The 25,003-nt window shown below is 71.9% G+C and carries 23 protein-coding genes; 14 read left to right on the top strand and 9 right to left on the bottom strand.

The window, feature by feature from the left end; genetic code table 11:
* Nucleotides 1-8: 8 nt before the first annotated feature.
* Both ACGGAQ_RS05370 and ACGGAQ_RS05365 read right to left on the bottom strand, forming a co-directional pair.
* Complete coding sequence (locus ACGGAQ_RS05370; RefSeq protein ID WP_393044821.1) at nucleotides 9-170, bottom strand: hypothetical protein; 162 nt, start codon at nucleotides 168-170, stop codon at nucleotides 9-11.
* A gap of 121 nt (nucleotides 171-291) precedes the next feature.
* Nucleotides 292-2,388 (bottom strand): S9 family peptidase, encoded by a 2,097-nt coding sequence (locus ACGGAQ_RS05365; RefSeq protein WP_393044819.1) that lies wholly within the window; start codon nucleotides 2,386-2,388, stop codon nucleotides 292-294.
* A gap of 96 nt (nucleotides 2,389-2,484) precedes the next feature.
* Between ACGGAQ_RS05365 and ACGGAQ_RS05360 the strand changes: the two genes are divergently transcribed.
* Nucleotides 2,485-3,843 (top strand): FAD-binding oxidoreductase, encoded by a 1,359-nt coding sequence (locus ACGGAQ_RS05360; protein WP_393044817.1) that lies wholly within the window; start codon nucleotides 2,485-2,487, stop codon nucleotides 3,841-3,843.
* 24 nt (nucleotides 3,844-3,867) lie between these two features.
* On the opposite strand, the gene ACGGAQ_RS05355 is transcribed toward ACGGAQ_RS05360, so the two are convergent.
* Nucleotides 3,868-4,299, bottom strand: coding sequence for a hypothetical protein (locus tag ACGGAQ_RS05355; protein WP_393044815.1), 432 nt, complete (start codon nucleotides 4,297-4,299; stop codon nucleotides 3,868-3,870).
* Nucleotides 4,300-4,349: 50 nt separating this feature from the next.
* Nucleotides 4,350-6,419, bottom strand: coding sequence for a SpoIIE family protein phosphatase (locus tag ACGGAQ_RS05350; RefSeq protein ID WP_393044813.1), 2,070 nt, complete (start codon nucleotides 6,417-6,419; stop codon nucleotides 4,350-4,352).
* 307 nt (nucleotides 6,420-6,726) lie between these two features.
* Between ACGGAQ_RS05350 and ACGGAQ_RS05345 the strand changes: the two genes are divergently transcribed.
* Both ACGGAQ_RS05345 and ACGGAQ_RS05340 read left to right on the top strand, forming a co-directional pair.
* The gene (locus ACGGAQ_RS05345) at nucleotides 6,727-11,094 is read left to right on the top strand and encodes a HAMP domain-containing protein (RefSeq protein WP_393044811.1); all 4,368 of its coding nucleotides are present in this window, start codon (nucleotides 6,727-6,729) and stop codon (nucleotides 11,092-11,094) included.
* Nucleotides 11,091-11,645, top strand: a complete 555-nt coding sequence (locus ACGGAQ_RS05340) for a two-component system response regulator (protein ID WP_393044809.1) — start codon at nucleotides 11,091-11,093, stop codon at nucleotides 11,643-11,645. The genes ACGGAQ_RS05345 and ACGGAQ_RS05340 overlap by 4 nt, the downstream gene beginning before the upstream one ends.
* Nucleotides 11,646-11,654: 9 nt before the next feature.
* Here the strand turns inward: ACGGAQ_RS05340 and ACGGAQ_RS05335 are convergent, their stop codons facing one another.
* Nucleotides 11,655-12,152 (bottom strand): GbsR/MarR family transcriptional regulator, encoded by a 498-nt coding sequence (locus tag ACGGAQ_RS05335; protein ID WP_393044807.1) that lies wholly within the window; start codon nucleotides 12,150-12,152, stop codon nucleotides 11,655-11,657.
* A gap of 92 nt (nucleotides 12,153-12,244) precedes the next feature.
* Here ACGGAQ_RS05335 and ACGGAQ_RS05330 point away from each other — a divergent pair, with 92 nt between their 5' ends.
* Nucleotides 12,245-13,141 carry an ATP-binding cassette domain-containing protein gene (locus ACGGAQ_RS05330; protein WP_393044805.1) on the top strand — a complete coding sequence of 299 codons (897 nt, stop codon included), beginning with the start codon at nucleotides 12,245-12,247 and terminating at the stop codon, nucleotides 13,139-13,141.
* On the top strand, nucleotides 13,138-14,742 hold the full coding sequence (locus ACGGAQ_RS05325) for an ABC transporter permease (RefSeq protein WP_393044804.1): 1,605 nt from the start codon (nucleotides 13,138-13,140) through the stop codon (nucleotides 14,740-14,742). The genes ACGGAQ_RS05330 and ACGGAQ_RS05325 overlap by 4 nt, the downstream gene beginning before the upstream one ends.
* 113 nt (nucleotides 14,743-14,855) lie before the next feature.
* On the opposite strand, the gene ACGGAQ_RS05320 is transcribed toward ACGGAQ_RS05325, so the two are convergent.
* Entirely contained in the window at nucleotides 14,856-15,191 is a 336-nt protein-coding gene (locus ACGGAQ_RS05320) for an STAS domain-containing protein (protein ID WP_355004798.1), read from the bottom strand.
* 164 nt (nucleotides 15,192-15,355) lie between these two features.
* Between ACGGAQ_RS05320 and hemL the strand changes: the two genes are divergently transcribed.
* From hemL to ccsB, 6 genes are read left to right on the top strand one after another with little or no spacing between them, the layout of a single operon-like run.
* Nucleotides 15,356-16,696 carry a glutamate-1-semialdehyde 2,1-aminomutase gene (gene hemL / locus ACGGAQ_RS05315; protein WP_393044801.1) on the top strand — a complete coding sequence of 447 codons (1,341 nt, stop codon included), beginning with the start codon at nucleotides 15,356-15,358 and terminating at the stop codon, nucleotides 16,694-16,696.
* 3 nt (nucleotides 16,697-16,699) lie between these two features.
* Entirely contained in the window at nucleotides 16,700-17,347 is a 648-nt protein-coding gene (locus ACGGAQ_RS05310; RefSeq protein WP_053652163.1) for a histidine phosphatase family protein, read from the top strand.
* Nucleotides 17,347-17,916 carry a TlpA family protein disulfide reductase gene (locus ACGGAQ_RS05305; protein ID WP_393044799.1) on the top strand — a complete coding sequence of 190 codons (570 nt, stop codon included), beginning with the start codon at nucleotides 17,347-17,349 and terminating at the stop codon, nucleotides 17,914-17,916. The genes ACGGAQ_RS05310 and ACGGAQ_RS05305 overlap by 1 nt, the downstream gene beginning before the upstream one ends.
* A complete protein-coding gene (locus ACGGAQ_RS05300; protein WP_393044797.1) occupies nucleotides 17,916-18,740 on the top strand; it encodes a cytochrome c biogenesis CcdA family protein in 825 nt (274 codons plus the stop codon). Before ACGGAQ_RS05305 ends, ACGGAQ_RS05300 begins: the two co-directional genes overlap by 1 nt.
* On the top strand, nucleotides 18,740-20,395 hold the full coding sequence (locus ACGGAQ_RS05295) for a cytochrome c biogenesis protein ResB (protein ID WP_393044795.1): 1,656 nt from the start codon (nucleotides 18,740-18,742) through the stop codon (nucleotides 20,393-20,395). Before ACGGAQ_RS05300 ends, ACGGAQ_RS05295 begins: the two co-directional genes overlap by 1 nt.
* Nucleotides 20,395-21,372, top strand: a complete 978-nt coding sequence (ccsB, locus tag ACGGAQ_RS05290; protein WP_393044793.1) for a c-type cytochrome biogenesis protein CcsB — start codon at nucleotides 20,395-20,397, stop codon at nucleotides 21,370-21,372. The genes ACGGAQ_RS05295 and ccsB overlap by 1 nt, the downstream gene beginning before the upstream one ends.
* Before the next feature lie 81 nt (nucleotides 21,373-21,453).
* On the opposite strand, the gene ACGGAQ_RS05285 is transcribed toward ccsB, so the two are convergent.
* On the bottom strand, nucleotides 21,454-21,687 hold the full coding sequence (locus ACGGAQ_RS05285) for a hypothetical protein (RefSeq protein ID WP_393044791.1): 234 nt from the start codon (nucleotides 21,685-21,687) through the stop codon (nucleotides 21,454-21,456).
* 184 nt (nucleotides 21,688-21,871) lie between these two features.
* Entirely contained in the window at nucleotides 21,872-22,348 is a 477-nt protein-coding gene (locus tag ACGGAQ_RS05280) for a MarR family winged helix-turn-helix transcriptional regulator (protein WP_393044789.1), read from the bottom strand.
* Between the two features lie 74 nt (nucleotides 22,349-22,422).
* Here ACGGAQ_RS05280 and ACGGAQ_RS05275 point away from each other — a divergent pair, with 74 nt between their 5' ends.
* Entirely contained in the window at nucleotides 22,423-22,977 is a 555-nt protein-coding gene (locus ACGGAQ_RS05275) for a carboxymuconolactone decarboxylase family protein (protein WP_393044787.1), read from the top strand.
* A 27-nt stretch (nucleotides 22,978-23,004) separates the two neighbouring features.
* Here the strand turns inward: ACGGAQ_RS05275 and ACGGAQ_RS05270 are convergent, their stop codons facing one another.
* The gene (locus tag ACGGAQ_RS05270) at nucleotides 23,005-23,880 is read right to left on the bottom strand and encodes an alpha/beta fold hydrolase (RefSeq protein ID WP_393044785.1); all 876 of its coding nucleotides are present in this window, start codon (nucleotides 23,878-23,880) and stop codon (nucleotides 23,005-23,007) included.
* A 135-nt stretch (nucleotides 23,881-24,015) separates the two neighbouring features.
* Between ACGGAQ_RS05270 and ACGGAQ_RS05265 the strand changes: the two genes are divergently transcribed.
* Together ACGGAQ_RS05265 and ACGGAQ_RS05260 are read left to right on the top strand one after the other, a co-directional pair.
* Nucleotides 24,016-24,822, top strand: a complete 807-nt coding sequence (locus ACGGAQ_RS05265; RefSeq protein ID WP_393044783.1) for a Scr1 family TA system antitoxin-like transcriptional regulator — start codon at nucleotides 24,016-24,018, stop codon at nucleotides 24,820-24,822.
* Nucleotides 24,813-25,001 (top strand): DUF397 domain-containing protein, encoded by a 189-nt coding sequence (locus ACGGAQ_RS05260; protein ID WP_139587116.1) that lies wholly within the window; start codon nucleotides 24,813-24,815, stop codon nucleotides 24,999-25,001. Before ACGGAQ_RS05265 ends, ACGGAQ_RS05260 begins: the two co-directional genes overlap by 10 nt.
* Nucleotides 25,002-25,003 lie beyond the last annotated feature (2 nt).

Here is a 25,003-nt window from a genome sequence, read left to right as displayed (position 1 = left end):
TCGGTCGGTCAGGTCGGGGCGTGGAACAGGCCGGCCCACCAGGAGATCAGCAGGCCGACGGCGGCGGAGCAGCAGCAGACGACAAGGGCGGCGGCCACCACTGCCAGGATCATCCACGCGGACATCCGGCGGGCCGCTCCCGGGTTGTCCGCATCGGCCTCGTCGCTCACTCCGGGAAGTCTAGGCGCGCATGATCGCGCAATTTCCTGGATGTAGTGGCCTCGACGACCGAGTGAGGCCACTACATCCCGGATCAAGCGTGATCAGGGTCCCGGCGAGCCGGCGAGCGCGTCAGGCGCGACCGAGGCGGTCCAGGATCCAGGCGTTGATGAACGCCTCCTCGCGCCAGGCGTCGTAGCGACCGCTCGGGCCACCGTGCCCGGCACCCATCTCGGTCTTGAGCAGGTAGTCGCCCTGCGGTGCGGTCGCCCGCAGCCGTGCGATCCACTTCGCCGGCTCGGAGTAGAGCACCCGCGTGTCGTTGAGGCTGGTCACCGCGAGGATCGCCGGGTAGTCCACCGCCGCGACGTTCTCGTACGGCGTGTACGACTTCATGTACGCGTAGACCTCGGGGTCGTCGAGGGGGTTCCCCCACTCCTCCCACTCGGTGACGGTGAGCGGCAGCGACGGGTCGAGGATCGAGGTGAGCGCGTCCACGAACGGCACCTGCGCCACGATCCCCGCGAACGCGTCCGGGGCGAGGTTGGCGACCGCGCCCATCAGCAGCCCACCGGCCGAGGCGCCCCGGGCGACCAGCCGGTCGCTGGCCGTCCAGCCGGCCTTGACGAGGTGCCGGGCGCAGGCGACGAAGTCGGTGAAGGTGTTCTTCTTGGCCAGCATCTTGCCCTGGTCGTACCAGCGCCGGCCCAGCTCGCCACCGCCGCGGATGTGCGCCACCGCGAAGACCACGCCCCGGTCCAGCAGGGACAGGCGGGCCACCGAGAACCACGGGTCCATGCTGGCCTCGTACGAGCCGTAGCCGTACAGCTCGCACGGTGCCGAGCCGTCCCGGGGCGTACCGACCCGGCAGACCAGCGAGATCGGCACCCGCGTGCCGTCGTCGGCGAGCGCCCAGTCGCGGTGCTGCTCGTACTCGGCCGGGTCGTACGGCCGCCCGTCCGGCCCGGGCAGCACGGGCTTCTGCTTGCGCAGCACCATCTGCCGGGTGACCAGGTCGAAGTCGTACACCGAGTCGGGGGTGACCAGCGAGGAGTAGCGCAGCCGGATCTGCCCCGTGCGGTACTCCGGGTTGGCGTCCAACCCCACGCTGTAGAGCGGCTCGGGGAAGTCGATGTCGTACGAGTCGTCGCTGCCGACCGGCAGCACCCGCAGGCCGGTGAGCCCGTCGGTGCGCAGCGACACCACCAGGTGGTTCGCGAACGCGTCGACCGCCTCCAGGCGGGTGCCGGGGGTGTGCTCGATCAGCGGCACCCAGTCGCCCGGGGCGTCCGCCGAGGTGAACGCCAGCGCGAAGTCCTCCGCGCCGTCGTTGTGCAGGATCAGGAAGCGGTGGCCGTGGTGCTCCACGGCGTACTCGACGCCCTGCCGGCGGGGCGCGATCACGGCCGGCGCACCGGTGGGGTTGCCGGCCGGGATCACCAGCACCTCGCTGGTGATCTTGCTGTGGATGTCGACGAGGATGAACTTCTCCGACCGGGTCAGCTCGACGCCCACCCAGAACCGCTCGTCGTCCTCCTGGTGGACCACCACGTCGTCGGCGGCCGCGGCGCCGATGGTGTGCCGCCAGACCCGGTTCGGCCGCCAGGCGTCGTCGACCGTCACGTAGAACAGCACGGACGCGTCGGCCGACCAGGCGGTGCCGTAGAACGTGTCGGGCACCTCGTCCGGCAGCAGCTCGCCGGTGCTCAGGTCCTTCACGCGCAGGGTGAACCGTTCGTCACCCGAGAAGTCGGTCGAGTACGCCAGCCAGCGCCCGTCCGGGCTGACGTCGAACGCGCCCAGCGAGAAGAAGTCGTGCCCCTCGGCCAGCAGGTTGCCGTCGAGCAGCACCTCCTCGCCGTCGAGCGGCGCGCCGTCCGCGCTGACCGGCGGGTCGGTCTCGCCGTCGCGGACCGCGCGCCGGCAGTGCACCCCGTACTGCTGGCCCTCGATCGTCCGGGTGTAGTACCAGTGCCCGCCCTTGCGGGTGGGCACGGACAGGTCCGTCTCCAAGGTCCGCTGGCGGGTCTCCTCGAACAGCTCCGCGCGCAGGGCGGCCAGGTGCGCGGTGCGCTCCTCGGTGAACGCGTTCTCGGCGGTCAGGTAGGCGATCGTCTCCGGGTCGTCCTTGGCGGCGAGCCAGGCGTACTCGTCGACGACGGTGTCGCCGTGGTGGGTGCGCTCGGTGGGCACCCGCTTCGCCGCGGGCGGGGCAGTCTCGGTGGTCACGGCGGCCACGTTACCGGCCGGCTCCCCCCGCGCGCCGGACCCGCGGCACCCCGAAGGCCATCACCACGGCTTTCGAACACATGTACGATAGCCGGCATGGCGGCAGCAGCGAGCTCCCTCGGCCGGTCCGGAGCCCTCGAGATCACCCAGCGGCTGACGGCGATCTGCGGTCCGCCGTTCGCCCGACTCGCCGGCCCGGCCGACGAGGTCGCCGGGCGTCCGGCCCGCTGGGTGGCGGTGCCCGGTGGCCCGCACGCCGCGGCCGAGGTGCTGCGACTGGCCGCCGTGCACGACCTGGCGGTGGTGCCCCGGGGCGCCGGCACGAAGATCGACTGGGGTGCCACCCCCACGCAGGTCGACATCATGCTCGACACCGGCCGGCTGGCGGGGATCGGCCACGAGCCGGTCGGCGCGCCGGTGGCCGAGGTGGGTGCGGGCACCCCGCTGCGGGCGGTGCAGGCCACTCTGGAGCGCACCGGGCAGCGGCTCGCGATGGACGCCCCGTCGCCCGGCGCAACGCTCGGCGGAGTGCTCGCCGCCGGGGAGGCCGGGCCGCTCCGGCACCGCCACGGCAGCCCGTGCGACCAGCTCCTCGGCGTCCGCTACCTGGGCGCCGACGGTGAGCTGGTCAGCGCCGGCGGTGGCGTGCCCGGGCTCGACCTGGCCCGGCTGCTCTGCGGCTCGCAGGGCGCCCTCGGCGTGCTGGTCTCGGCGAGCCTGCGGGTGCAGCCGGTGCCGGCCAGCCGGCTCTGGGTGTCCCGTCCGGTGTGGACGCCGCTGGAGGTCCACGACCTGGTCCGGGCGATTCTCGCCGCCCGACTGGAGCCGGCGGCCATCGAGCTGGACCTGCCCGGCGGGCCACCCAGGCCGCGCACCGCCTACCCGCCCGGCCACCCCGCCGCAACCGCCCGCGAGCGCCACCCGTCGATGTCCGGTCGGTCCGGTGCCCCGTCCCGGGCAGGCAGCCTGGTCGTGCTGCTGGAGGGTGGCCCGGCCGAGGTCACCGAGCGCGCCGAGCGGCTGGTCGGGCTGCTGCACGGCGAGGCGACGGTTGCCCACTCCGCCCCGCCGTGGTGGCGGCGCTACCCGTTCGCGCCTGGTGACACCGCGCTGCGCCTGGAGGTGCCGATCAGCGATCTCCACGCCGCCGTCTACGCGTTGCGGGACGCGGCCGGCGCTCCCGTGCCGGTGCGGGGCTCGGCCGGGCTGGGCGTGGTGCATGCAGCCCTGCCCGGCGCGGTGGCGCCCGACCGGGTGGCATCCATCCTGGCCGCGGTCCGTGGCGTCCTGCTGGCCCGACAGGGTCGCTGCGTGGTCGTCTCCGCCCCCGCGGCGGTGCGCCAGGCCGTGGACCTCTGGGGTGAGCTGGCCGGCCTGGCCCGGCTGCGGGCCGCCAAGGAGCACCTCGACCCGGAGCACCGTCTCGCCCCCGGCCGCCTCCCCGGCGGGCTGTGACCCGGGCGCGACGCCGCCGATCGGTTAGTCCAGCCACCACCGGTGCATGTCCAGCAGCGGCGGAGTGAACCGGGCCACCAGTACCACCACCGTGCTGGCCGCACCGGCCAGCAGCAGAGTGCGCGTCGTCCGGGGCATGGTGCCGTGCTCGCGGGCCGCCAGTGCCAGCGCGACGAGCGCCAGCGGCGGCCCGAGCACCGCGCCCACCAGATACAGCACCGACACCAGTGCGTAGAGCCAGAAGAGCGGGTTCGCCCCGTGCGTCCCGAACGGGATCAGCTCCTTGGGGTCGTACGCGCCGGTCAGCATCTCGGCAGGCCCGACGCCGGCGATGGCCATCCGGCCGAGGTAGAGCACCAGCACCGTGAGGAACGCCCCGACGGTCGCGAGCTGCGCGGCGATCAGCGCCCGGACCACCGGTCGGGAGTACGGTGCGTCCCGCGCGACAGTCGACATGGCGGTCAATCTATCGGGCGCACCGCCGCCTGGTGAGCCGGTGGCGGGTGTCAGACCGCGTCGTTGCGGAGCACCAGCACGGCGATGTCGTCCCGGGGCGGCTCGACCGAGAAGTTGATCGCGGCGGCGCGTAGGCGGGCGGCGACCACGTCCGCCGAGTAGCCGGCCAACGGCGCTGCCGCGTCCCGCAGCCGGTCGGTGCCGAACAGCTCCCGACCGCGCCGCCGCTCGGTGACCCCGTCGGTGTAGAAGATCAGCGAGTCACCCGGGGCGAGCGTGATCTCCGCCGTCGGCGAGGTGATCGTGTCGAGCAGGCCCAGGGCCGTGCCACCGGTGCCGACGAACCGGGCGCCACCTCCACCGGCCAGCAGCACCGGCCGGTCGTGCCCCGCCAGGTGCAGGGAGACGTCCAGGCGGTCACCGTCACCCGGCCCGACCGCCGCCAGGGCCAGCGTGCAGTATCGGCCGCCACCCCGTTCGACAAGCGTCTCGTTGAGCCGGGCCAGCGCCTCCGGCAGCGGCTTGCCGTCGCCGACCAGCACCCGGATCACGTCGCGGACCAGCCCGGTGACCGCCGCTGCCTGGACGCCCTTGCCCGAGACGTCCCCGATCACCACGAGCCAGCGCCCGTCGGGCAGCGGCACCACGTCGTAGAAGTCGCCACCCACCTCGGCGTCGTCGCCGGTCGGCACGTACTCGGCGGCGAAGCCGATGCCGTCCACCACGGGCAGGACGGGCGGCAGCAGGGAGTGCTGGAGCGTCTGCGCGACCCGTCGGCGCTCGGCGTGGATGCGGGCGTTCTCGATCGCCAGCGCGGCCCGTCGGGCCACGTCCTCCAGCACCGCCACCTCGTCCGGGTCGTGCCGGTGCCGTTGGTGCCGGCCCACCGCCAGGGTGCCGAGCCGCTGGCCGCGGGCGATCAGTGGGACCGCGAAACCCTCCATCGGCCCGCCGAGCGGGATCTGCGCCGCGCTGCGGGACGCCTCGCGCAGCCGGGCCTGGATGGAGTCCGGGCCGGTCTCGGCCAGCACCTTGTGCAGTTGCGGCAGCATCGACTCGTCGGCGTGGCTGGCCGCCGCCAGTCGCAGCCGACCCCACTCGTCGGTGGTGTGCACCGCGCACCACTGGCCGAGGCGGGGCACCACCAACTGCGGGATCAGCGCCATGGTCAGCTCGACGTCCAGCGACTGGGCCAGCAGCTCGCTCGCCTCGGCCAGGAACGTCAGCCACGCCTGCCGGCGTACGTCCGCCCGGCGCAGCCGGTCGTTCTCCAGGTGCAGTGACAGGCGCTCGGCGGTGAGCACCGCCAGCGGCCGGGCGTACGCCGACGGCGCGGCGTCCAGCTCCAGCTCTCCGGCGTACGGGCGGTGCACCGTCAGCGGCACCCGGAGCAGCTCGCTGTCGGGGCGGGGCTGCCGGCCGAAACGCGCCAACAACTGTCGGCCCTGACCGTCGCCGCGGTCCAGGCGGATCGCGCCGCCGGCCGCGCCGACCATCTCGGCGACCCGGCTGAGCAGGCTGGCGGCGAAGTCGGGCAGCGGGTCGTCCGCGTACACGTCGGGGGCGGTCTGCATGAGTTCGCTCATCGCGCCGGCGCTCGGAGCCGAGCTGTCGACGGCCCCGGGGTTGCCCGCCGTCGACGTGCCGCCGGCGCTGGCCCCGGCCGCCGGCTCGGTCCCGGGCCGGTCCAACCGGAACCAGACGCCCTTGCCGGTCGGCAGGTACGTGGTGCCCCAGCGGCTCGCGAAGTGATCGACGAGCAGCAGCCCGCGACCGCGTACGGAGACCTCGTTGATCTCGGTCGCGTCGTTGCGGGTGCCGACGGTCAGCTCGTCGTTGCCCGCGCTGGGCGCGAAGTCGGAAACGGTCACGGAGAGCCCGACGTCGTCCGCGACGACCTCGATGTCCAGTTCGGTGCCGGCGTGCTCGACGGCGTTGGTGGTCAGCTCGGTGGTGAGCAGCAGCGCCTCGTTGACCAGGTCGTCCAGGTGCGCCTCGGCGAGGACGGAGCGGACGACCGCGCGGGCGGCGGCGGGCGTACGGCGGTCGGCGGGCAGGCGGACACGCCGGACGGCCCCGCTCTCGGCCCCCGCCGTCGCGGCCCCCGCCTCGGCTGACACCCCCGTATCCTCCACCGTTCCCCCGCCGGGTGCCAAGCCGATGCGCGATCGGCGGGACGGACGCCGGTCGGCGGAGTGCGGCGAGTTCGGCGTGGCGGCGGGCACGGCGGGAGCCCGGCCGCGCGATCTACGGTGAGCAGCGCCACTCGGCGAGGTCTGTGCCGGGTTGGGCGTCGCCGGGGGGATCGTGGAGCCCACCAGGGTCGGCCGGCGGGTCGCGCACCCTGGCACTGCGGCGCGCGCGGGCACAATATGGGGTGCCGGTGTGTCCGTACGGGCACGGGCCCCCCGAGTTGAGCGAGGAATGATGACCACGGCGAAGCAGTCGGTCGCGGATCCGTCCGCGCCCGACCACGAGGCGCTCCTCGATGAATTGACCGAGGCGCTGCGACGGATCGGTCGCGGCGACCTGAAGGTCCGGCTGCCCCGCCGTGCCGGCAAGGCCGGCGAGGTAGCGGACGCCTTCAACGAGGTGGTCTCGCTCCAGGAGCGGCAGTACCTGGACCTGCGGCGGATCAGCCGGATCGTCGGTCGGGACGGCCGGCTCACCGAGCGACTCGACGACGAAGGGCTGGACGGCTCCTGGGCGGAGGGGCAGCGGGCGATCAACTCGCTGATCGACGACCTGGGCCGGCCCACCACCGAGATCGCCCGGGTCATCGTGGCGGTCGCGGACGGCGACCTGTCCCAGCACATGGCGTTGGAGATCGACGGTCGGCCGCTGCGCGGTGAGTACCTGCGCATCGGGCGCACCGTGAACACGATGGTCGACCAGCTCTCGTCGTTCTCCAACGAGGTGACCCGGGTGGCCCGCGAGGTGGGCACCGAGGGCAAGCTGGGCGGCCAAGCCGACGTCCGGGGCGTCGCCGGCACCTGGAAGGACCTCACCGACTCGGTGAACACCATGGCGTCGAACCTGACCGGCCAGGTGCGGTCGATCTCGCAGGTGGCGACGGCGGTGGCCAAGGGCGACCTGTCGCAGAAGATCACGGTCGGCGCGCGCGGTGAGGTCGCCGAGTTGGCCGCGACGATGAACTACCTCACCGACACGCTGCGGCTCTTCGCCGAGCAGGTGACCCGGGTGGCCCGCGAGGTGGGCACCGAGGGCAAGCTGGGCGGCCAGGCCGAGGTGCCGAACGTGGCCGGCACCTGGAAGGACCTGACCGACAGCGTCAACTCGATGGCGTCGAACCTGACCGCCCAGGTCCGCAACATCGCGCAGGTCTCCACGGCGGTCGCGCGCGGTGACCTCTCGCAGAAGATCACCGTGGCGGCGCAGGGCGAGATCCTGGAGCTGAAGGACACCGTCAACACGATGGTGGACCAGCTGTCGTCGTTCGCCGACGAGGTGACGCGCGTCGCCCGTGAGGTGGGCATCGAGGGCAAGCTGGGTGGTCAGGCGCAGGTGCGCGGCGTCTCCGGCACCTGGCGCGACCTCACCGAGAACGTCAACCAGCTCGCCGGCAACCTGACCAGCCAGGTCCGCAACATCTCCCAGGTCTCCACCGCAGTGGCGAAGGGCGACCTGTCGCAGAAGATCACCGTCGACGCCCAGGGCGAGATCCTGGAGCTGAAGAACACCGTCAACACCATGGTCGACCAGTTGTCGTCGTTCGCCGACGAGGTGACCCGGGTGGCCCGTGAGGTGGGTACCGAGGGCAACCTGGGCGGTCAGGCGCAGGTGAAGGGCGTCTCCGGCACGTGGCGGGATCTGACCGACAACGTGAACTCGATGGCGTCGAACCTGACCAGCCAGGTGCGAAACATCGCCTCGGTGACCACGGCCGTGGCGAAGGGTGACCTGTCGCAGAAGATCACGGTGGACGCGCGGGGCGAGATCCTGGAGCTGAAGTCGACGGTCAACACGATGGTGGATCAGCTCTCGTCGTTCGCCGACGAGGTGACCCGGGTCGCGCGCGAGGTGGGCACCGAGGGCAAGCTCGGCGGCCAGGCCCAGGTGCGCGGGGTCGCCGGCACCTGGCGGGACCTGACCGACAACGTCAACTCGATGGCGTCGAACCTGACCGCCCAGGTGCGCAACATCGCGCAGGTCTCCACGGCGGTGGCCAAGGGTGACCTGTCGCAGAAGATCACGGTGGACGCGCGGGGCGAGATCCTGGAGCTGAAGTCGACTGTCAACACGATGGTCGACCAGCTCTCGTCGTTCGCCGACGAGGTGACGCGGGTGGCCCGCGAGGTGGGCACCGAGGGCAAGCTCGGCGGTCAGGCGCAGGTGAAGGGCGTCAGTGGCACGTGGCGGGATCTGACCGACAACGTGAACTCGATGGCGTCGAACCTGACCAGCCAGGTCCGCAACATCGCCTCGGTGACCACCGCCGTGGCGAAGGGTGACCTGAGCCAGAAGATCACCGTGGACGCGCAGGGCGAGATCCTGGAGCTGAAGTCGACTGTCAACACGATGGTGGACCAGCTCTCGTCGTTCGCCGACGAGGTGACCCGGGTGGCCCGCGAGGTCGGTATCGAGGGCAAGCTGGGCGGTCAGGCGCAGGTCAAGGGCGTCTCCGGCACCTGGCGCGACCTCACCGAGAACGTCAACCAGCTCGCCTCGACGCTGACCACCCAGCTGCGGGCCATCGCGCAGGTGTCCACGTCGGTGACCCGGGGCGACCTGACCCAGCGGATCGCCGTCAAGGCGCAGGGCGAGGTCGCCGAGCTGAAGGACAACATCAACCAGATGATCGTCACCCTCCGGGAGACGACCAAGAAGAACGCCGAGCAGGGCTGGCTCGACTCCAACCTGGCCCGCATCGGTGGCCTGTTGCAGGGCCAGCGGGACCTGGTCGAGGTCTGCCGCATGATCATGACCGAGGTGACCCCGCTGGTCGACGCCCAGCTCGGTGCCTTCTTCCTGGCCGACGACACCGACGGCAGCATGCGGCTGCGGTTGACCTCGTCGTACGGGTACGTGGCGCGCGGGCACGACGTCACCTTCGGGCCGGGTGAGGGGCTGGTCGGCCAGACCGCCCTCTCGCGCCGGACGATCCGGGTCAGCGCCTCCCCGAACAGCCGCCTCACGCTGCGCTCCGGCCTGGCCGAGACGCCCCCGTCCGACCTGGTGGTGCTCCCCGTGCTGTTCGAGGGGGAGTTGCTCGGGGTGATCGAGTTCGCCAGCGTGGCCGCCTTCTCCGAGCTGCACCTGTCGTTCCTGGAGCGGCTGGTGCTCACCATCGGCATCGCGGTCAACACCATCCAGGCCAACCGGCGTACGGAGGAGCTGCTGGCCCAGTCGCAGCGACTCGCGCACGAGTTGCAGGAGCAGTCGGCGGAGTTGCAGCGCACCAACGCCGAGCTGGAGGAGAAGGCCACCCTGCTCTCCGAGCAGAAGGGCAACATCGAGACCAAGAACCGGGAGATCGAGCTGGCCCGGCTCGGCCTGGAGGAGAAGGCGCAGCAGCTCACGCGGGCCTCGGCGTACAAGTCGGAGTTCCTGGCCAACATGAGCCACGAGCTGCGTACGCCGCTGAACTCGCTGCTGTTGCTGGCCCGGCTGCTGGCCGAGAACTCGGAGCAGAACCTCAACCCGAAGCAGATCGAGTTCGCCCGGACCATCCACAGTGCCGGTTCGGACCTGCTCTCGCTGATCGACGACATCCTGGACCTGTCCAAGATCGAGGCCGGCCGGATGGACGTCGAGCCCACCGAGATCCGCTTCGCGGAGATCCGCGGCTACGTCGAGCAGGCGTTCGCGCCGCAGGCCGAGGAGAAGAACCTCGACTTCCAGGTACGGGTCAGCAAGGATCTGCCGCCGGCGTTGGTCACCGACGCGCAGCGGTTGCAGCAGATCCTGCGCAACCTGCTCTCCAACGCGGTGAAGTTCACCGACAACGGCGCGGTGACCTTGCGCATCGCCCCGGCGGCCGAGAACGCGGTCTTCGACGTGCCGGCGCTTACCAACGCCCAGCAGGTGATCGCGTTCACGGTGATCGACACCGGCATCGGCATCTCCGACGACAAGCTGTCGATCATCTTCGAGGCGTTCCAGCAGGCGGACGGCACGACCAGCCGCCGCTACGGCGGCACCGGCCTGGGGCTGTCGATCAGCCGTGACCTGGCCCGGCTGATCGGCGGCACCATCACGGTGTCGTCGGCGCCCGGGCAGGGTTCGACGTTCACGTTGTTCGTGCCCCAGGTCCTCGCTCCGGACGCGGTGGTCGCGCCCCAGCCGCCGTCACCGCAGCGTGCCGGCCTGCCGTCGTCGCTGTTGATGCCGCCGCTGGAGCTGCTGCCGGCGCGGCCGGAGGCGCCGGTTACCCGTCAGTTGGACGGCGCCACCGTGCTGATCGTGGACGACGACGTCCGCAACGTCTTCGCTCTGACCAGCGCGTTGGAGCTGCACGGCATGACCGTGCTGTACTCGGACAACGGGGCGGACGGCGTCCGCCTGCTGGCCGAGCACCCGGAGGTGGACATCGTGCTGATGGACGCCATGATGCCGGACCAGGACGGATACGAGACGACCCGCCAGATCCGCCGTAACCACCGGTTCGCCGACCTTCCGGTCGTCTTCCTGACCGCGAAGGCGATGCCGGGTGACCGCGAGTCCGCGCTCGCGGCCGGGGGAAGCGACTACATCACCAAGCCGGTCGACCTGGATGACCTGATCGAGTTGATGTCGTCCTGGATCAGCGGCGGCCGGACCGAGGAGACTTCGTGACCCAGATGGCCAAGGCGCTGCTCGTGGACGACCGCCGGGAGAATCTGATGGCGCTGGAGGCGATCCTCCAGGGCCTGCCGGTTCAGTCGGTGGCTGTGGAGAGCGGCGAGGCGGCGCTCAAGCAGCTGCTGGTGGACGACTTCGCGGTGATCCTGTTGGACGCGCAGATGCCGGACATGGACGGCTTCGAGACGGCCAGCCACATCAAGCGCCGGGAGCGGACCCGGCACGTGCCGATCATCTTCCTCACCGCCGCCGACCGGGACGCCCAGCTCGCCCTTCGGGGCTACCAGGTGGGTGCGGTGGACTACCTGACCAAGCCGTTCGACCCGTGGGTGCTGCGGGCCAAGGTGTCGGTCTTCGTCGAGCTGTGGGTGAAGACCCGGCAGTTGGCCGCCCAGTCGGACCTGGTTCGGGAGCGCGACACGCAGTGGCGGCGGCTCACCGACGCGGTCGACGAGGCGACCACCCTGCTCCGCTCCGACGACCAGGAGTCGCGGGACCGTGCGGTGGAGCTGCTGGAGCAGGCCCGCTGGGGCAGTTCAGACTGAGCGGGCCGGTCAGCCCTCGCCGGGGCGCAGATGGCCGGTCTGGGCCCGGCGGATCCGCCAGCGCTCACCCAGCGAGTTGACTTCCTCCTGCACGAAGATGAAGAAGTCGCGCATCTCGGCGACCCGCTCGCCGGCTGGCGTCTGCGGGCCGTTGAGGGCGTCCACCCCGGAGCTGGCCACGTCGATGAACGTCTTGTAGATCGCGGTCTTGGTGATGGTCCCCTCGTACCAGGGGTTGTCCGGCATCCGGTAGCGATCGCGGCGGGACCGGGGAACGGGCTCGCGGATCAGCATGCCGAACTGGGTGAGATAGCGGACGGCGCCGCTGACCGCCGCCGCGCTGACCCCGAGCCGCTCGCCGATCTCGGCGGCCGTCAGGGGGTCGTCGGCGCTCATCACGGTGAACAACACCCGGGCGGCCATCCGTGGGAAGCCGACCTCGGCGAACGTGAGGGCCATCCGTTCGACGAAGAGGTGCACCGGGTCGTGGCCGTCGTCGGCTGCCATGGTGGTCCCTCCCTGCACGGTTCGTGGGCACCGATGGTGCACCGACTCTCACTGTCTTCACAACTTTGTGAAACGAGTGTAGCTTCCGATATATGGAAACTCCGATTGAGGTGTCCGGCCTGGTCAAGACCTTCGGCCGGACCCGGGCGCTGGACGGTCTCGACCTGACCGTCCGCGCCGGCGAGGTGCACGGCTTCCTCGGCCCGAACGGCGCCGGCAAGTCGACAGCCATCCGTGCCCTGCTCGGCCTGCTGCGGACGGACGCGGGGGACATCCGACTGCTCGGCGGTGACCCGTGGCGCGACGCGGTGGCCCTGCACCGCCGGCTGGCGTACGTGCCAGGCGACGTGACGCTCTGGCCCAACCTCTCCGGCGGTGAGGTCATCGACCTGCTCGGCCGGATGCGCGGCGGCCTCGACCCGGGCCGCCGAGCCGAACTGCTCGACTCCTTCGAGTTGGACCCCCGCAAGAAGGGCCGGGCGTACTCCAAGGGCAACCGGCAGAAGGTCGGCCTGGTGGCCGCCCTCGCGTCGGACGTCGAACTGCTCATCCTGGACGAGCCGACCTCCGGCCTGGACCCGCTCATGGAGGAGGTCTTCCAGCACTGGGTGCGCCGGGCCAGGGCGGACGGTCGCACCGTGCTGCTCTCCAGCCACATCCTGGCCGAGGTGGAGGCGCTCTGTGACCGGGTGACGATCATCCGCAACGGGCGGGACGTGGAAACCGGCACCCTGAGCGAGCTGCGACACCTGCGACGCACCTCGATCGAGGCCGAAGTGACCGGTCCGGTGGACGGGCTGGGTCAGCTCGGCGGGGTGCACGACCTGCGGGTGGACGGGCAGCGGGTGCGCTTCGACGTGGACAACGCCGCGCTGGACGCCGCGCTGCGTCGGCTCACCGAGATCGGCGTACGCAGCCTGACCAGCCAACCGCCGACGCTGGAGGAGCTGTTCCTGCGGCACTACCAGGCCGAGCAGGTGCGCTCATGACCGCTTTCACCGGCACCCGGCACCTGGTGCGGCTGATCCTGCGGCGAGACCGGGTCGTGCTGCCGATCTGGGTCCTCCTGCTGGCCGTGCTGCCGGCCAGCTACGCCGGCACGTACGCCGAGCTGTACCCGACCGAGGCCGAGCGGGCCGCGTACCTGGCCAGCACGGCGAGCAACCCGTCGATCGTCGCGTTGCTCGGCCCGGTGTTCGGCGACAGCGTCGGCGCGCTGACCGTCCAGCGGGCCGGTCTGCTGGTGTTGTTCGCCGCGTTGGCCAGCCTGTTGACGGTGGTGCGGCACACCCGCACCGAGGAGGAGGCCGGCCGGCGGGAGCTGCTCGGCGCGACGGTCCTCGGCAGGTACGCCGGTCTGACCGCGGCGCTGTTGGTGGCGTACGCCGCGAATGTGCTGCTCGGCCTGCTCATCGCCGGCGGCCTGGTCGCCGCGGGTCTGCCCGGCGCGGGTTCGCTGCTCTTCGGTGCCGGGTTGGCGCTCACCGGCGTCGCTTTCGCCACGGTCGGCGGTCTGGCCGCGCAGCTCACCGAGAGCGCCGGCGGCGCGCGCGGCATCGGCCTGGGTGTGCTCGGGTTGGCCTACGTGCTGCGGCTGGCGGGCGACGCCGGTGGCACCGGCGGAAAGGCCGAATGGCTGAGCTGGGTCTCGCCGCTGGGCTGGGCGCCCCGGGCGCGGCCCTTCGCCGGTGAGCGCTGGTGGGTGCTGCTGCTGCCGGTGCTGTTCGCCGCGGTGGTCGCGCTCGTCGCGTACCCCGTCTCGGTGCGCCGGGACCTCGGCGCGGGAGTGCTGCCGCCGCGGCTCGGCCCGGCCACCGCCGGCCCCCGGTTGGCCGGCCCGTTCGGGCTGGCCTGGCGGCTGCACCGGGGCCAGTTGCTCGGCTGGACGGTCGGCTTCGGGCTGCTCGGCCTGGTGCTGGGCGGCGCGGCCGACGCGGCCGGCGACGCGGTGCAGGGCAACCAACAGGTCGCCGAGATCCTGGCCCGGCTGGGCGGTTCGTCGGCCCTGGCCGAGGCGTACCTCGGGAGCTCGTTGAGCCTCACCGCGCTGGCCGCCGCCGGGTACGGCATCCAGGCCGCGCTGCGGGCGCGGGCCGAGGAGACCGCCGGGCGGGCCGAACCGCTGCTCGCCACGGCGGTGAGCCGGTCCCGCTGGCTGGCGGCGCACCTGCTCTTCGCGCTGCTCGGCCCGGTGGTGGTGCTGGCCGTGGCGGGATTTGCGACCGGGCTGTCGTACGGCCTCAGCGTGGGCGACGTCGGCCGTGAGGTGCCTCGACTGCTCGGCGCGGGGCTGGCCCAGGTGCCGGCGGCGTGGGTGCTCGCCGGACTCGCCGCGCTGCTGGTGGGCTGGCTGCCCCGGTTCTCCGTAGCGGCCTGGGCCGTGCTCGCCGGCTGCCTGCTGCTCGGTCAGATCGGCGCGGTGCTGAAGCTGAGCCAGTGGGCGCTGGACGTCTCCCCGTTCACGCACACCCCGCAGGTCCTGGGCGACAACTGGACGGTCACCCCCCTGGCGGCCCTGACGGTGATCACGGCAGCCCTCCTGGCCCTGGCCCTACGCACCTTCCAAACCCGCGACATCCCCACCCAGTAAAAGCCGCCCACCCCTGCCCGCGTTCGTCTCGTCGCGCGGTGATCAAGAGGTTTGCGTCAGCGGAGGCGCGGTCTGTGACGCAAACCTCTTGATCAACAGGGTGGTTCTGGGGGTCAGCCGGTGGGTTGGTCGTTGCGGATCATCAGGGCGCTGCGCAGGCCGGTGATGTCCAGGACCCGGATGAGGAAGTCGCCCACGTGGGTGAGCATCAGCAGGCTCTGCGCGTGGCTGGCCTTGCGGCTGAGCACCACGAGCGTGCCCAGGCCCTGCGAGTCGCAGAAGGTGACGCCGCCGAGGTCGAGGATGATCTTCGGAGGCGGATCGGCCAGCACCTCGTTGACGACGGTGGAGAGCTGGGCCGCCGTGAGCATGTCGATCTCACCGGCCAGGCGCAGCACTGCTTCGTCGCCCGTCCGGTGTAGCGTGATGGACAGTTCGGCACGATCCACCCGGTCAGCCTAGCGCGATCCAGCCGACCCGGCCTGTCGAGGCCGAGAGCCGCTGGCCGGCCCGCGTCGGGGCTGGTGACGGGTGCCGGCAGCGGGTGAGCCTGGTAACCCCGGCCCGGGGTGGCTGCTGGTTGACCGTCCGTCGCTGACACAATGGCGGCATCGTGACCGACATCGTTTCCGCCGGAAAAGGCCGTTACCCGGCCGACGCGCCGGCTTCCGAGGCCCTGTTCGACCGCGCCCGCGCCATCGTGCCGGGCGGGGTGAACTCCCCCGTGCGCGCCTTCCAGGCGGTCGGCGGCACCCCGCGTTTCATGGTCCGTGGCGAGGGCCCGTGGCTGTACGACGCCGACGGTCGCCGCTACGTCGACCTGGTCTGCTCCTGGGGTCCGCTGATCCTCGGGCACGCCCACCCGGAGGTGGTGGAGGCCGTGCAGGCCGCCGCCGCCCGGGGGACCAGCTTCGGCACGCCCACCCCGGGTGAGGTGGAGCTGGCCGCCGAGCTTGTCGACCGGACCCCGATGGAGCAGGTGCGCCTGGTCAACTCCGGCACCGAGGCCACCATGTCGGCGATCCGGCTGGCGCGCGGCTTCACCGGCCGTTCCAAGATCGTCAAGTTCGCCGGCTGCTACCACGGCCATGTCGACGCGCTGCTCGCCTCCGCCGGCTCCGGCGTGGCCACCCTCGGCCTGCCCGACTCGCCCGGTGTCACCGGTGCCGCGGCCAGCGAGACGATCGTCCTGCCGTACAACGACATCCGGGCCGTCGAGGAGGCGTTCGCCGCCGAGGGCCCGCACATCGCCGCGGTGATCACCGAGGCCGCCGCCGGCAACATGGGCGTGGTGGCCCCCCGCGACGGGTTCAACCAGCAGCTCGCCCGGATCGCGCACGCGCACGGCGCGCTGCTCGTGGTCGACGAGGTGATGACCGGGTTCCGGGTCTCCCGCGCCGGGTGGCACGGCCTCGACCCCTCCGACGCCGACCTGTGGACGTACGGCAAGGTCATGGGTGGCGGCCTGCCCGCCGCGGCCTTCGGCGGGCGCGCGGACATCATGGCGCGTCTCGCGCCGGCCGGCCCGGTCTACCAGGCCGGCACGCTCTCCGGTAACCCCCTCGCGTGCGCCGCCGGCCTGGCCACCCTGCGGCTGGCCGACGACGCGCTGTACCGCAAGCTCGACGACACGGCCGCCGTCGTGGGCAAGCTCGCGTCCGACGCGCTGGCCGCCGCCGGGGTCCCGCACCGTTTGTCGTACGCGGGCAGCATGTTCTCGATCTTCTTCACCGATGCCGATGTCGTCGACTACGACAGTGCCCGCACCCAGCAGGTGCCGGCGTTCAAGGCGTTCTTCCACGCGATGCTCGCCGCCGGCGTCTACCTGCCGCCGAGCGCGTTCGAGTCGTGGTTCGTGTCGGCGGCGCTCGACGACGCCGCTCTGGAGCACATCGCCGCAGCGCTGCCGACGGCGGCGAACGCGGCGGCGGCGGCTGGTCACGGGGGGTCGTAAACGGTGAGCAAGACGGTGGTCCACGTGCTCCGGCACGGTGAGGTGCACAACCCCGACCAGATCCTGTACGGGCGGCTGCCCGGTTTCCGCCTGTCCGAGCTGGGCGTGCAGATGGCCAAGGCCGCCGCGCAGGGGCTGGCGGATCGGGAGATCGTGCACGTGGTGGCCAGTCCGCTGGAGCGCGCCCAGCAGACCGCCGAGCCGATCGCCGCCCAGTTCGGGCTGCCGGTCGGGGTGGACGAGCGGCTGATCGAGAGCGCCAACTGGTTCGAGGGCAAGAAGGTCTCCCCGGGTGACGGGTCGTTCCGCGACCCGCGCAACTGGTGGGTGCTGCGCGACCCGGTGACGCCGTCCTGGGGTGAGGCGTACCGGGTGATCGCCGAGCGGATGTTCGCCGCCGTGCACGCCGCCCGCGTCGCCGCCGAGGGGCGCGAGGCCGTGCTGGTGTCGCACCAGCTCCCGATCTGGACGCTGCGCCGCTACGTCGAGCGCAAGCGGCTCTGGCACGACCCGCGCAAGCGGCAGTGCGGGCTGGCGAGCCTCACCTCGTTCCACTTCGACGGCGCGAAGGTGGTGGGCATCGGCTACAGCGAGCCGGCCGCGCACCTCATCGCCCTCTCCGCGACAGCCCGGACGGCCAAGGGGGCCTGATGACCGCCCGGAGGTGGACCGCCGGTCTGCTCGCCGCCGTCGCCACGGTGGCGCTGGTGGGCTGCACGTCGTCGAAGGGGCAGGAGAAGACCTGCTCGACCACCTCCGACGGCATCATCGAGTGCGCACCCGACCAGCGTTCGGCCCCTCCGAAGCTCGCCGGTGAGCTGCTCACCGGCGGCACCTACGACGTGAGTGCGGCCCGCGGGCAGGTCGTGGTGGTCAACTTCTGGGGCTCCTGGTGCGCGCCGTGCCGCGCCGAGGCCGACGACCTGGAAGCCACCTACCAGGCCACCAAGGGCTTCGGGGTGAGCTTCCTCGGCATCAACGTGCAGGACCAGCGGGACAAGGCCAAGGCGTTCGAGGAGGGCCGGGTCACCTATCCGAGCCTGTTCGACCCGTCCAGCCGTCTGGCGCTCGACCTGGACATCCCGCCGAACACCGTCCCGGCGACAGTGGTGCTCGACCGGGAGGGCAGGGTCGCGGTGGTGATCCGCGCGGCCGTCAAGCAGGAGGGTCTGCAACCGATCGTCGAGCGGGTCGCGGCCGAGAAGCCGGCGCCGAACTGATGGGTGAGACCTTCACGGAGTTGGCCCGAAGCGGGCCGCTGGTGCTCGCCATCGGCGCGGCGGCGCTCGCCGGCCTGGTCAGCTTCCTCTCCCCGTGCGTGCTCCCGCTGGTCCCCGGCTACCTGTCGTACGTCACCGGTCTGGCCGGCGCCGACCTGGAGGGCCGCCGCCCGGCGACGGCCCCCGCGCCCGCCGAGACCGCCGGCGGGGGTGTCGCGGTCCGGGAGCGGACGGCGTCGGCTGCGGTCAAGGGTCGGGTGCTCGCTGGCACCCTGCTCTTCATCGGCGGGTTCACCGTCGTCTTCGTGGCCACCGCGATCCTGTTCGCCGGCATCGGTCGGGTCTTCTTCGACTACAAGCGCGAACTGCAGATCGGCGTCGGCGCGCTGATCATCGTGCTCGGCCTGGGCTACCTCGGCATGATTCCCGCCCTGCAACGTGAGTTCCGGATCTCCCGGCTGCCGTCGGCCGGCCTGCTCGGCGCACCCGTGTTCGGTGCGGTCTTCGCGCTCAGTTGGGTGCCGTGCACCGGTCCGACCCTCGGCGCGGTGATGGGCATGGCCGCCACCAGCGGTCAGAGCGACCGTGCCGTGGTGCTCGCCGTGGCGTACTGCCTCGGGTTGGGGATACCGTTCGTCGTCTTCGGGCTGGGCTTCCAGCGCCTGCTCGGGGTCTTCCGCGCCATCCGGCGCAACAGTCGCTGGGTCACCCGGGTCGGCGGCGCCCTGCTCATCCTGATCGGCCTGGCGCTGGTCACCGGCGGATGGCAGAGCTTCGTGATCTGGTTGCAGACCACCGTCGGGGTGGGCGAGGTGAGCATCTGATGACGGTCGTCGACGACCGACCGGAGACCGTGGCGCCGGCGCCCCGGCGCCGGCCCAACCGGCTGCTGGCCCTGCTGCGCAACTCGTGGCGGCAGCTCACCAGCATGCGTACGGCGCTGATCCTGCTCTTCCTGCTGGCCATCGCCGCGATCCCCGGTTCGGTGCTGCCGCAGCGGGGGATCAGCCCGGAGAAGGTCAACCAGTACTTCACCGACCACCCGGACTGGGCCCCCCGACTGGACCGGATCGGCGCGTTCGAGGTCTTCGGTTCGGTCTGGTTCTCCGCGATCTACCTGCTGCTGTTCACGTCGCTGATCGGCTGCATCACGCCCCGGCTGCGCGACCACTTCCGGGCGCTGCGGTCCCGGCCACCGGCCGCGCCGAAGCAGCTGGCGCGGCTGCCGCAGCACGCCGTACAGCCCGCACCGGCCGGTGGCGCGGCCGCCGTCGCCGAGGTGCTGCGCAAGCGACGCTGGCGGGTCGAGGTCCGCGGCGACGAGGTCTCCGCCGAGAAGGGCTACCTCAAGGAGACCGGCAACCTGCTGTTCCACACCTCGCTGATCGCGGTGCTGATCGGTGTCGCGCTCGGCTCGTGGTACGGCTGGAGCGGCAACCGCCTGCTGGTGGCGGGCGCGGACAACGCGTTCTGCAACACCCGTCAGCAGTACGCCGAGGCCAAGCTCGGCCCCCGCGTCGACAGCGGCGACCTGCCCCGCTTCTGCCTGCGGCTGGACGACTTCCAGGCCCGGTTCCTGCCGTCCGGCCAGCCGGAGTTCTTCAACGCCCGGGTGACCGTCGACGGCCCGGACGAGCCGACCCGCAGCGCGGACTTCTCGGTGAACTCACCGCTGCGATTGAAGGACGCGAGCGTCTACCTGCTCGGCCACGGGTACGCCCCGGTGATCCGCTACACCGATCGGTTCGGCAACAGCCAGGTCAGTGACGAGCCGTTCCTGACCACCGGCGACATGGGCCTGACGAGCGAGGGGCTGGCGGCCTTCCCGGACGCGAACGTGGACCCGGCCACCGGCAAGCGCACACCGGGCGAGCAGATGGCGTTCACCGGCATCTACCTGCCCACCGCGCCGCAGCAGGCCCCGTTCGTCCGCTCCGAGTACCCGACCGAGCGCAACCCGGCGCTGAACCTGGTCGCCTACCGGGGCAACCTCGGCCTGGACGCCGGCATCCCCGGCTCGGTCTACCAGCTGGACCAGCGGCAGGTGCGCAACGGCAAGGTCAAGGAGATCGGCAGCAAGCTGCTGCGCAAGGGCGAGAAGTGGACGCTTGACGACGGCACGACAGTCGAGTTCCTGGGCACCGAGCGGTACGTGACGCTCTCCGTCCGGCACGACCCCGGCTCGACGCCGCTGCTGGTGAGCTGCGGCGCCCTGCTGGTCGGGCTGATGGGCTCGCTGTTCGGTCGGCGCCGCCGGGTGTTCTTCCGGGTGGCACCGGCCGACCCGGCGGATGGATCTCCGACGGGCGGTAGTAGCTTGATGGAGGCCGGTGGGTTGCCGCGCACCGACTATCCAGGGTTCGCCGACGAGTTCGCCCAGCTCGTCACCGCCGTGAGCGGTGCCGACGGGGCTGCCGAGCGGGCCGGCACCGACGCTGACTCCAGCGACCGGGCCGGTGTGCGAGAAGGGACCGAGTGATGTCCGCGCTCTCCGACAATCTGGTGACCTTCGCGATCCTGACGTACCTGATCGCGATGATCAGTCACGCCGTCGAGTACGCGCTGGGCAACGCGCGTACCCGGGTCGCCGTGGCGTCGCCCGCCCGCGAGTTGGTGGGTGCGGGGGTCGGCGGTGGCGGTGGCGTCATCCCGGCGCCGCCCGCGCCGGTCCAGCCGACCGCCAACGGCGCGGCGCGTCGGGCCCGGATCGCCGGCCTGGTCGCGGTGGGGGCCACCGCGTTGGCCGCCGTGCTGCACCTCGCGGCGCTGGTCACGCGGGGTCTGGCCGCCGACCGGATGCCCTGGGGCAACATGTACGAGTTCGTGCTCACGGTGACGTTCATCGGGGTCGCGGCCTGGCTCGTGGTGCTCTGGAAGCGGCCGTCGCTGCGCAAGCTCGGGCTGTTCCTGACCCTGGTGATGGTGCTGCTGGTGGCCACCGCCGAGCTGGTCCTGTACGTGCCGATCGTGCCGCTGGTGCCGGCCCTGAACTCGTACTGGTTCGTCATCCACGTCTCGACCATCGTCTTCGCGTCCGGCATCTTCCTGCTCGGCGCGGTGCCGGCGGTCGGCTTCCTGATGCGCAACGGGTACGAGCAGGGAAAGCGGAGTTTCCCGTACACCCTCGCGAAGCGGCTGCCCGGCGCGGTCAGCCTGGAGCGGCTGACCTTCGCGCTGCACGCGTTCGCGTTCCCGATCTTCACGTTCGCGGTGATCGCCGGGGCGATCTGGGCCGAGGCGGCCTGGGGTCGGCCGTGGGGCTGGGACCCGAAGGAGACCTGGGCGTTCATCTCCTGGGTCGTCTACGCCGGCTACCTGCACGCTCGCGCCACGCCCAGTGTGAAGCGCAACGTGGCCACCTGGATCGCGGTGATCGGCTTCCTCACCATGCTGATGAACCTGTTCGGCGTGAACATCTTCTTCACCGGCCTGCACTCGTACGGCGGGCTGAACTGACCCTGGTCGACGACGCGCGGGCCGGCCACGGATTCGTCCGTGACCGGCCCGCCGTCTGTCGCTGCCCTGGTCAGCTCACGGTCACCCGGCCTCGGAACGGGCCTCGCCGCGTGGCGGCGGCCCGGGTCGCCAGAGGCGCAACGCGCGCTCGACCTGGATGGTGACCTGATAGGACACCTCGGGCAGGTCGGCCAGCTCGATGCGCTCGCCCCGCAGCGCCACCTGCGCGTGTAGTTCGCGGGCGATGGCGTCGCGCACCGCGACCAGCAGGGGCGACAACCCGTCCGGGTCGCCGACGACGTACGCGTCCGACATGCCACCAGCCTGCGCCGAGGTCCGGCCGTCCGGCCAGGACCGGTGAGATGTCTCCGCAGCTCTTGACGCGCGCCGGGTCGCCGCTGTGGCGGCGTTCCGCGGTCTTGATCCACTCCGGGTCGGCGATGTGGCGGCATCCTCCGCCCCGGATGGCACCACCTCGGCGATCTGGTGTGGATCAGGGTCAGCCGCCGAACCAGCCCGGCACGTCGAGGCGGAACCAGTTGGCCGAGGCCATCGTGCCCAGGTCGTCCTCCAGAGCGGCGACGCGTTCCTCGCCCAGTGCCTCGGCCCACTGCTCGCGCAGCCGGTCGAAGATCTCCGCCGAGCGGCGTAGCCCGTCGGCGCCGTGCTCCGTCACCCGCACCAGGCGGCGGCGGGCGTCGGACGGATCGTCGACCCGTTCCAGGTAGCCGACGGCGACCAGCCGGTCGACAGTCTTGCCGGCCGCCTGCTTGGAGATGCCCAGCCGTTGGCCCAGCTCAGTGGCGGTGGTGCCGTGCACCCCGACGGCCTGCAACACGAAGCCGTGCAACGGGCGCAGCTCGGGATGCCCCTGCCGGGCCAGTTCGGCGTGCAGGTCGTCGATCAGGGTGCGGAAGCCGGCCAGCAGCAACAGCGGGAGCTGGAAGCCGGGCCGGGCGGGATCAGAGGTTGCCAAGTTCGACAACCACGTTTACTATTTCGTCAACCACGTTGACCATTTTACGGCGCACGCCGTGGAAGCAGGTAACCATGTCCGTCTTCACCGCCCACACCGCCGACACCGCACCCACCGCCGCCCGCCGGACCGTCGAGGGCGTACGCGGCCGGTTCGGCTGGCTGCCCACCCCGGTGGCGCTGATGGCCGAGTCGCCACAGCTGCTCAGCGGCTTCCTCACCGCCAGCGCGGGTTTCGAACAGACCAGCCTCGCGCCGGTGGAGCGGGAGGTGGTCGTCCTGACCGTCTCCACCTCGCACGAATGCCACGTCTGCGTCGCCCTGCACACCGGCAAGCTCACCGAGATCGGCGCGAGCACCGCGCTGATCACCGCACTGCGCGCCGGCACGGAGCTGCCCGAGCCGCGACTGGAGGCGCTGCGCCAGTTCACGCTGGCCGTGCTCAAGCACCGGGGCGCGGTGCCCGACGACGAGCTGGAAGCCTTCCTAGCCGCCGGCTACCAGCCCCGGCAGGCGCTGGAGGTGGTGCTCGGCGTCGGGGCGTACACCATGTCCGCCTTCGCCAACCGGCTCACCCGCGCGCCGCTCGACCCGCCGCTGGCCGCCCACGCCTGGACGCCCGCCGCCTGACCGCTACAGCGCCCGCCGCCTGACTGGTCAGCCCGCGCCGAGGAAGTCGCGCAGCAGGGCCAGCATCTCGTCCGGGCGTTCCTCGTACAGCCAGTGCCCGCAGTCGTCGATCACTTCGCCGCGGACCGTGTCGGCGTACCGGCGGACCTGCTCGGCGATCTGCCCACCGAGGCTGGCCGACGCGCCGACGGCCAGCACCGGCATCGTCAGCTTCGTGGCCCGGTACGCCGCGTTGTCGACGATGTCCTGATCGAACGCCCGGAAGTAGGCGAAGCTGGCCGTCAGGTGCGCCGGGTCCCGCAGGTGGCGGGCGTACTCCTCGATGTCGGGAGCGGCGATGCTGCCCTTGCGCACCATCAGGGCATCGGTGAACCGGTCCACCCAGAGCGACTCCCGCCCGCGGACCAGCTCCTCCGCAAGCCCGTTGCCGATCGAGAAGAAGCCGAAGTTCCACACCCCCGGCCCGGCCGCGGTGAGCGCGGGGAACGTGTAGATGCTCTCGTCGGGAATCGGCGCCTCGGTGAGCGCCAGCCGGCTCACCCGCTCCGGATGGGCGGCGGCGTACGCGTACGCCACCATGGTCCCCAGGTCGTGCCCCACCACTCGCAGATCGGCGGTCAGGCCGAGCTGGTCGAGCAGTGCGTGCAGGTCGGCGGCCACCGTCTTCTTGTCGTACCCGGCGGCCGGGGCGTCGCTGTCCCCGAAGCCGCGCAGGTCAGGCGCGACCACGTCGTACGAGCGTCCCAGCTCGGGCAGCAGGTGCCGCCACATGTGCCAACACTGCGGATAGCCGTGCAGCAGCACCAGTGGCGGGCCGCTGCCGCCCCGGACGTAGTTCATGGTGATCTGGCCGACCCGCGCCCGTTGCTCGGTGAACCCCGCCGGCATCCGCTCCGCCCCCATCGCTGCCTCCGTCCGCCCGCTTTGAGACTCGCGATACCCCGATATGGCCGTTGGATGCTGACTCAGGGTCGCGAGTTCGCTACCTTGCGGCAGGCGGATCGATGTGGTCCTTCATTCACGGCGGGAGGCGGGCGAATGGCCCCAGTGGTGTCGACGGTGGCGATGATCCGGGACCAGCTCCGCCGGTCGCGGCTCGCGGCCGGCATGAGTCAGGAGGAGTACGGCAAGCGGGCGCACTACTCGCCCTCCATGGTGTCGGCGGTCGAGTTGGGCCAGACCGTGCCCAACCTGGCGTACCTGACCCGGGCCGACGAGGTGCTCGACACCGGTGGGCTGCTGGTCTCGCTGCGCGAGCTGGGCCGGCGCGACGGTGAGCCGGTCTGGTTCCGGCCCTGGTTGGAGGTCGAGCGGGTGGCCACCCAGTTGCGCTGCTTCGGCGCGACGATGATCCCCGGCCTGTTGCAGACCGGCGACTACGCCCGCGCGGTGTTCCGGCTCGACCTGGGGCTCACCGCCGAGCGGGTGGAGGAGTTGGTGGCCGCCCGGCTGGAGCGGCAGGTGATCCTCGACCGGGAGCATCCGCCGCAGCTCACCGCCGTGATCGACGAGGCCGCGTTGCAGCGCTTCGCCGAGGGCTGCGCCGGGGTGTTGGCCGGTCAGCTCCGGCATCTGGTGGCGTGCGCCCGCCGGCCGCACATCCGGGTGCACGTGCTGCCCCAGGCGGTCGGGCTGCACGCCGGCCTGTTCGGGCCGTTCATCCTCGGTCGCACCGCCGACGGCAGTTGGCTCGGCTTCCTCGACAACCAGACCGGCGGCACCGCCGTCGACGAGAACAACGAGGTGGCGACCCTGCTCGGAAGGTGGGAGAGTCTGCGCAGTGACGCGCTGCCCCGGCAGCAGTCCATCGACCTGCTCGAGGAGATCGTGAAGCCATGGATCTGACCGGAGCCCGCTGGCACAAGTCCACCCGGAGCGGCAACGACGCCGGCGCCTGCGTCGAGGTCGCCGACAACCTGCCCGGCCGGGTGCACGTCCGCGATTCCAAGGACCGCGACGGTGGCGTGCTGACCTTCAGCCCGGCCGCGTGGCGCGCCTTCGTCGAGCTGGCCCGCACCGACTGACC

Source organism: Micromonospora sp. NPDC047557, assembly GCF_043205095.1.
Lineage (GTDB): Bacteria > Actinomycetota > Actinomycetes > Mycobacteriales > Micromonosporaceae > Micromonospora.
This window is presented reverse-complemented; position numbering and strand designations above follow the sequence as displayed.

What these genes read in the sequence shown, in the direction of transcription:
- ACGGAQ_RS05360 (WP_393044817.1), top strand. Translation starts at nt 2,485, where the DNA reads ATGGCGGCAGCAGCGAGCTCCCTCGGCCGGTCCGGAGCCCTCGAGATC.
- ACGGAQ_RS05355 (WP_393044815.1), bottom strand. Translation starts at nt 4,299, where the DNA reads ATGTCGACTGTCGCGCGGGACGCACCGTACTCCCGACCGGTGGTCCGG.
- ACGGAQ_RS05345 (WP_393044811.1), top strand. Translation starts at nt 6,727, where the DNA reads ATGACCACGGCGAAGCAGTCGGTCGCGGATCCGTCCGCGCCCGACCAC.
- ACGGAQ_RS05335 (WP_393044807.1), bottom strand. Translation starts at nt 12,152, where the DNA reads ATGGCAGCCGACGACGGCCACGACCCGGTGCACCTCTTCGTCGAACGG.
- ACGGAQ_RS05330 (WP_393044805.1), top strand. Translation starts at nt 12,245, where the DNA reads ATGGAAACTCCGATTGAGGTGTCCGGCCTGGTCAAGACCTTCGGCCGG.
- ACGGAQ_RS05325 (WP_393044804.1), top strand. Translation starts at nt 13,138, where the DNA reads ATGACCGCTTTCACCGGCACCCGGCACCTGGTGCGGCTGATCCTGCGG.
- ACGGAQ_RS05305 (WP_393044799.1), top strand. Translation starts at nt 17,347, where the DNA reads ATGACCGCCCGGAGGTGGACCGCCGGTCTGCTCGCCGCCGTCGCCACG.
- ACGGAQ_RS05300 (WP_393044797.1), top strand. Translation starts at nt 17,916, where the DNA reads ATGGGTGAGACCTTCACGGAGTTGGCCCGAAGCGGGCCGCTGGTGCTC.
- ACGGAQ_RS05295 (WP_393044795.1), top strand. Translation starts at nt 18,740, where the DNA reads ATGACGGTCGTCGACGACCGACCGGAGACCGTGGCGCCGGCGCCCCGG.
- ccsB (WP_393044793.1), top strand. Translation starts at nt 20,395, where the DNA reads ATGTCCGCGCTCTCCGACAATCTGGTGACCTTCGCGATCCTGACGTAC.
- ACGGAQ_RS05285 (WP_393044791.1), bottom strand. Translation starts at nt 21,687, where the DNA reads ATGTCGGACGCGTACGTCGTCGGCGACCCGGACGGGTTGTCGCCCCTG.
- ACGGAQ_RS05275 (WP_393044787.1), top strand. Translation starts at nt 22,423, where the DNA reads ATGTCCGTCTTCACCGCCCACACCGCCGACACCGCACCCACCGCCGCC.
- ACGGAQ_RS05270 (WP_393044785.1), bottom strand. Translation starts at nt 23,880, where the DNA reads ATGGGGGCGGAGCGGATGCCGGCGGGGTTCACCGAGCAACGGGCGCGG.
- ACGGAQ_RS05265 (WP_393044783.1), top strand. Translation starts at nt 24,016, where the DNA reads ATGGCCCCAGTGGTGTCGACGGTGGCGATGATCCGGGACCAGCTCCGC.
- ACGGAQ_RS05260 (WP_139587116.1), top strand. Translation starts at nt 24,813, where the DNA reads ATGGATCTGACCGGAGCCCGCTGGCACAAGTCCACCCGGAGCGGCAAC.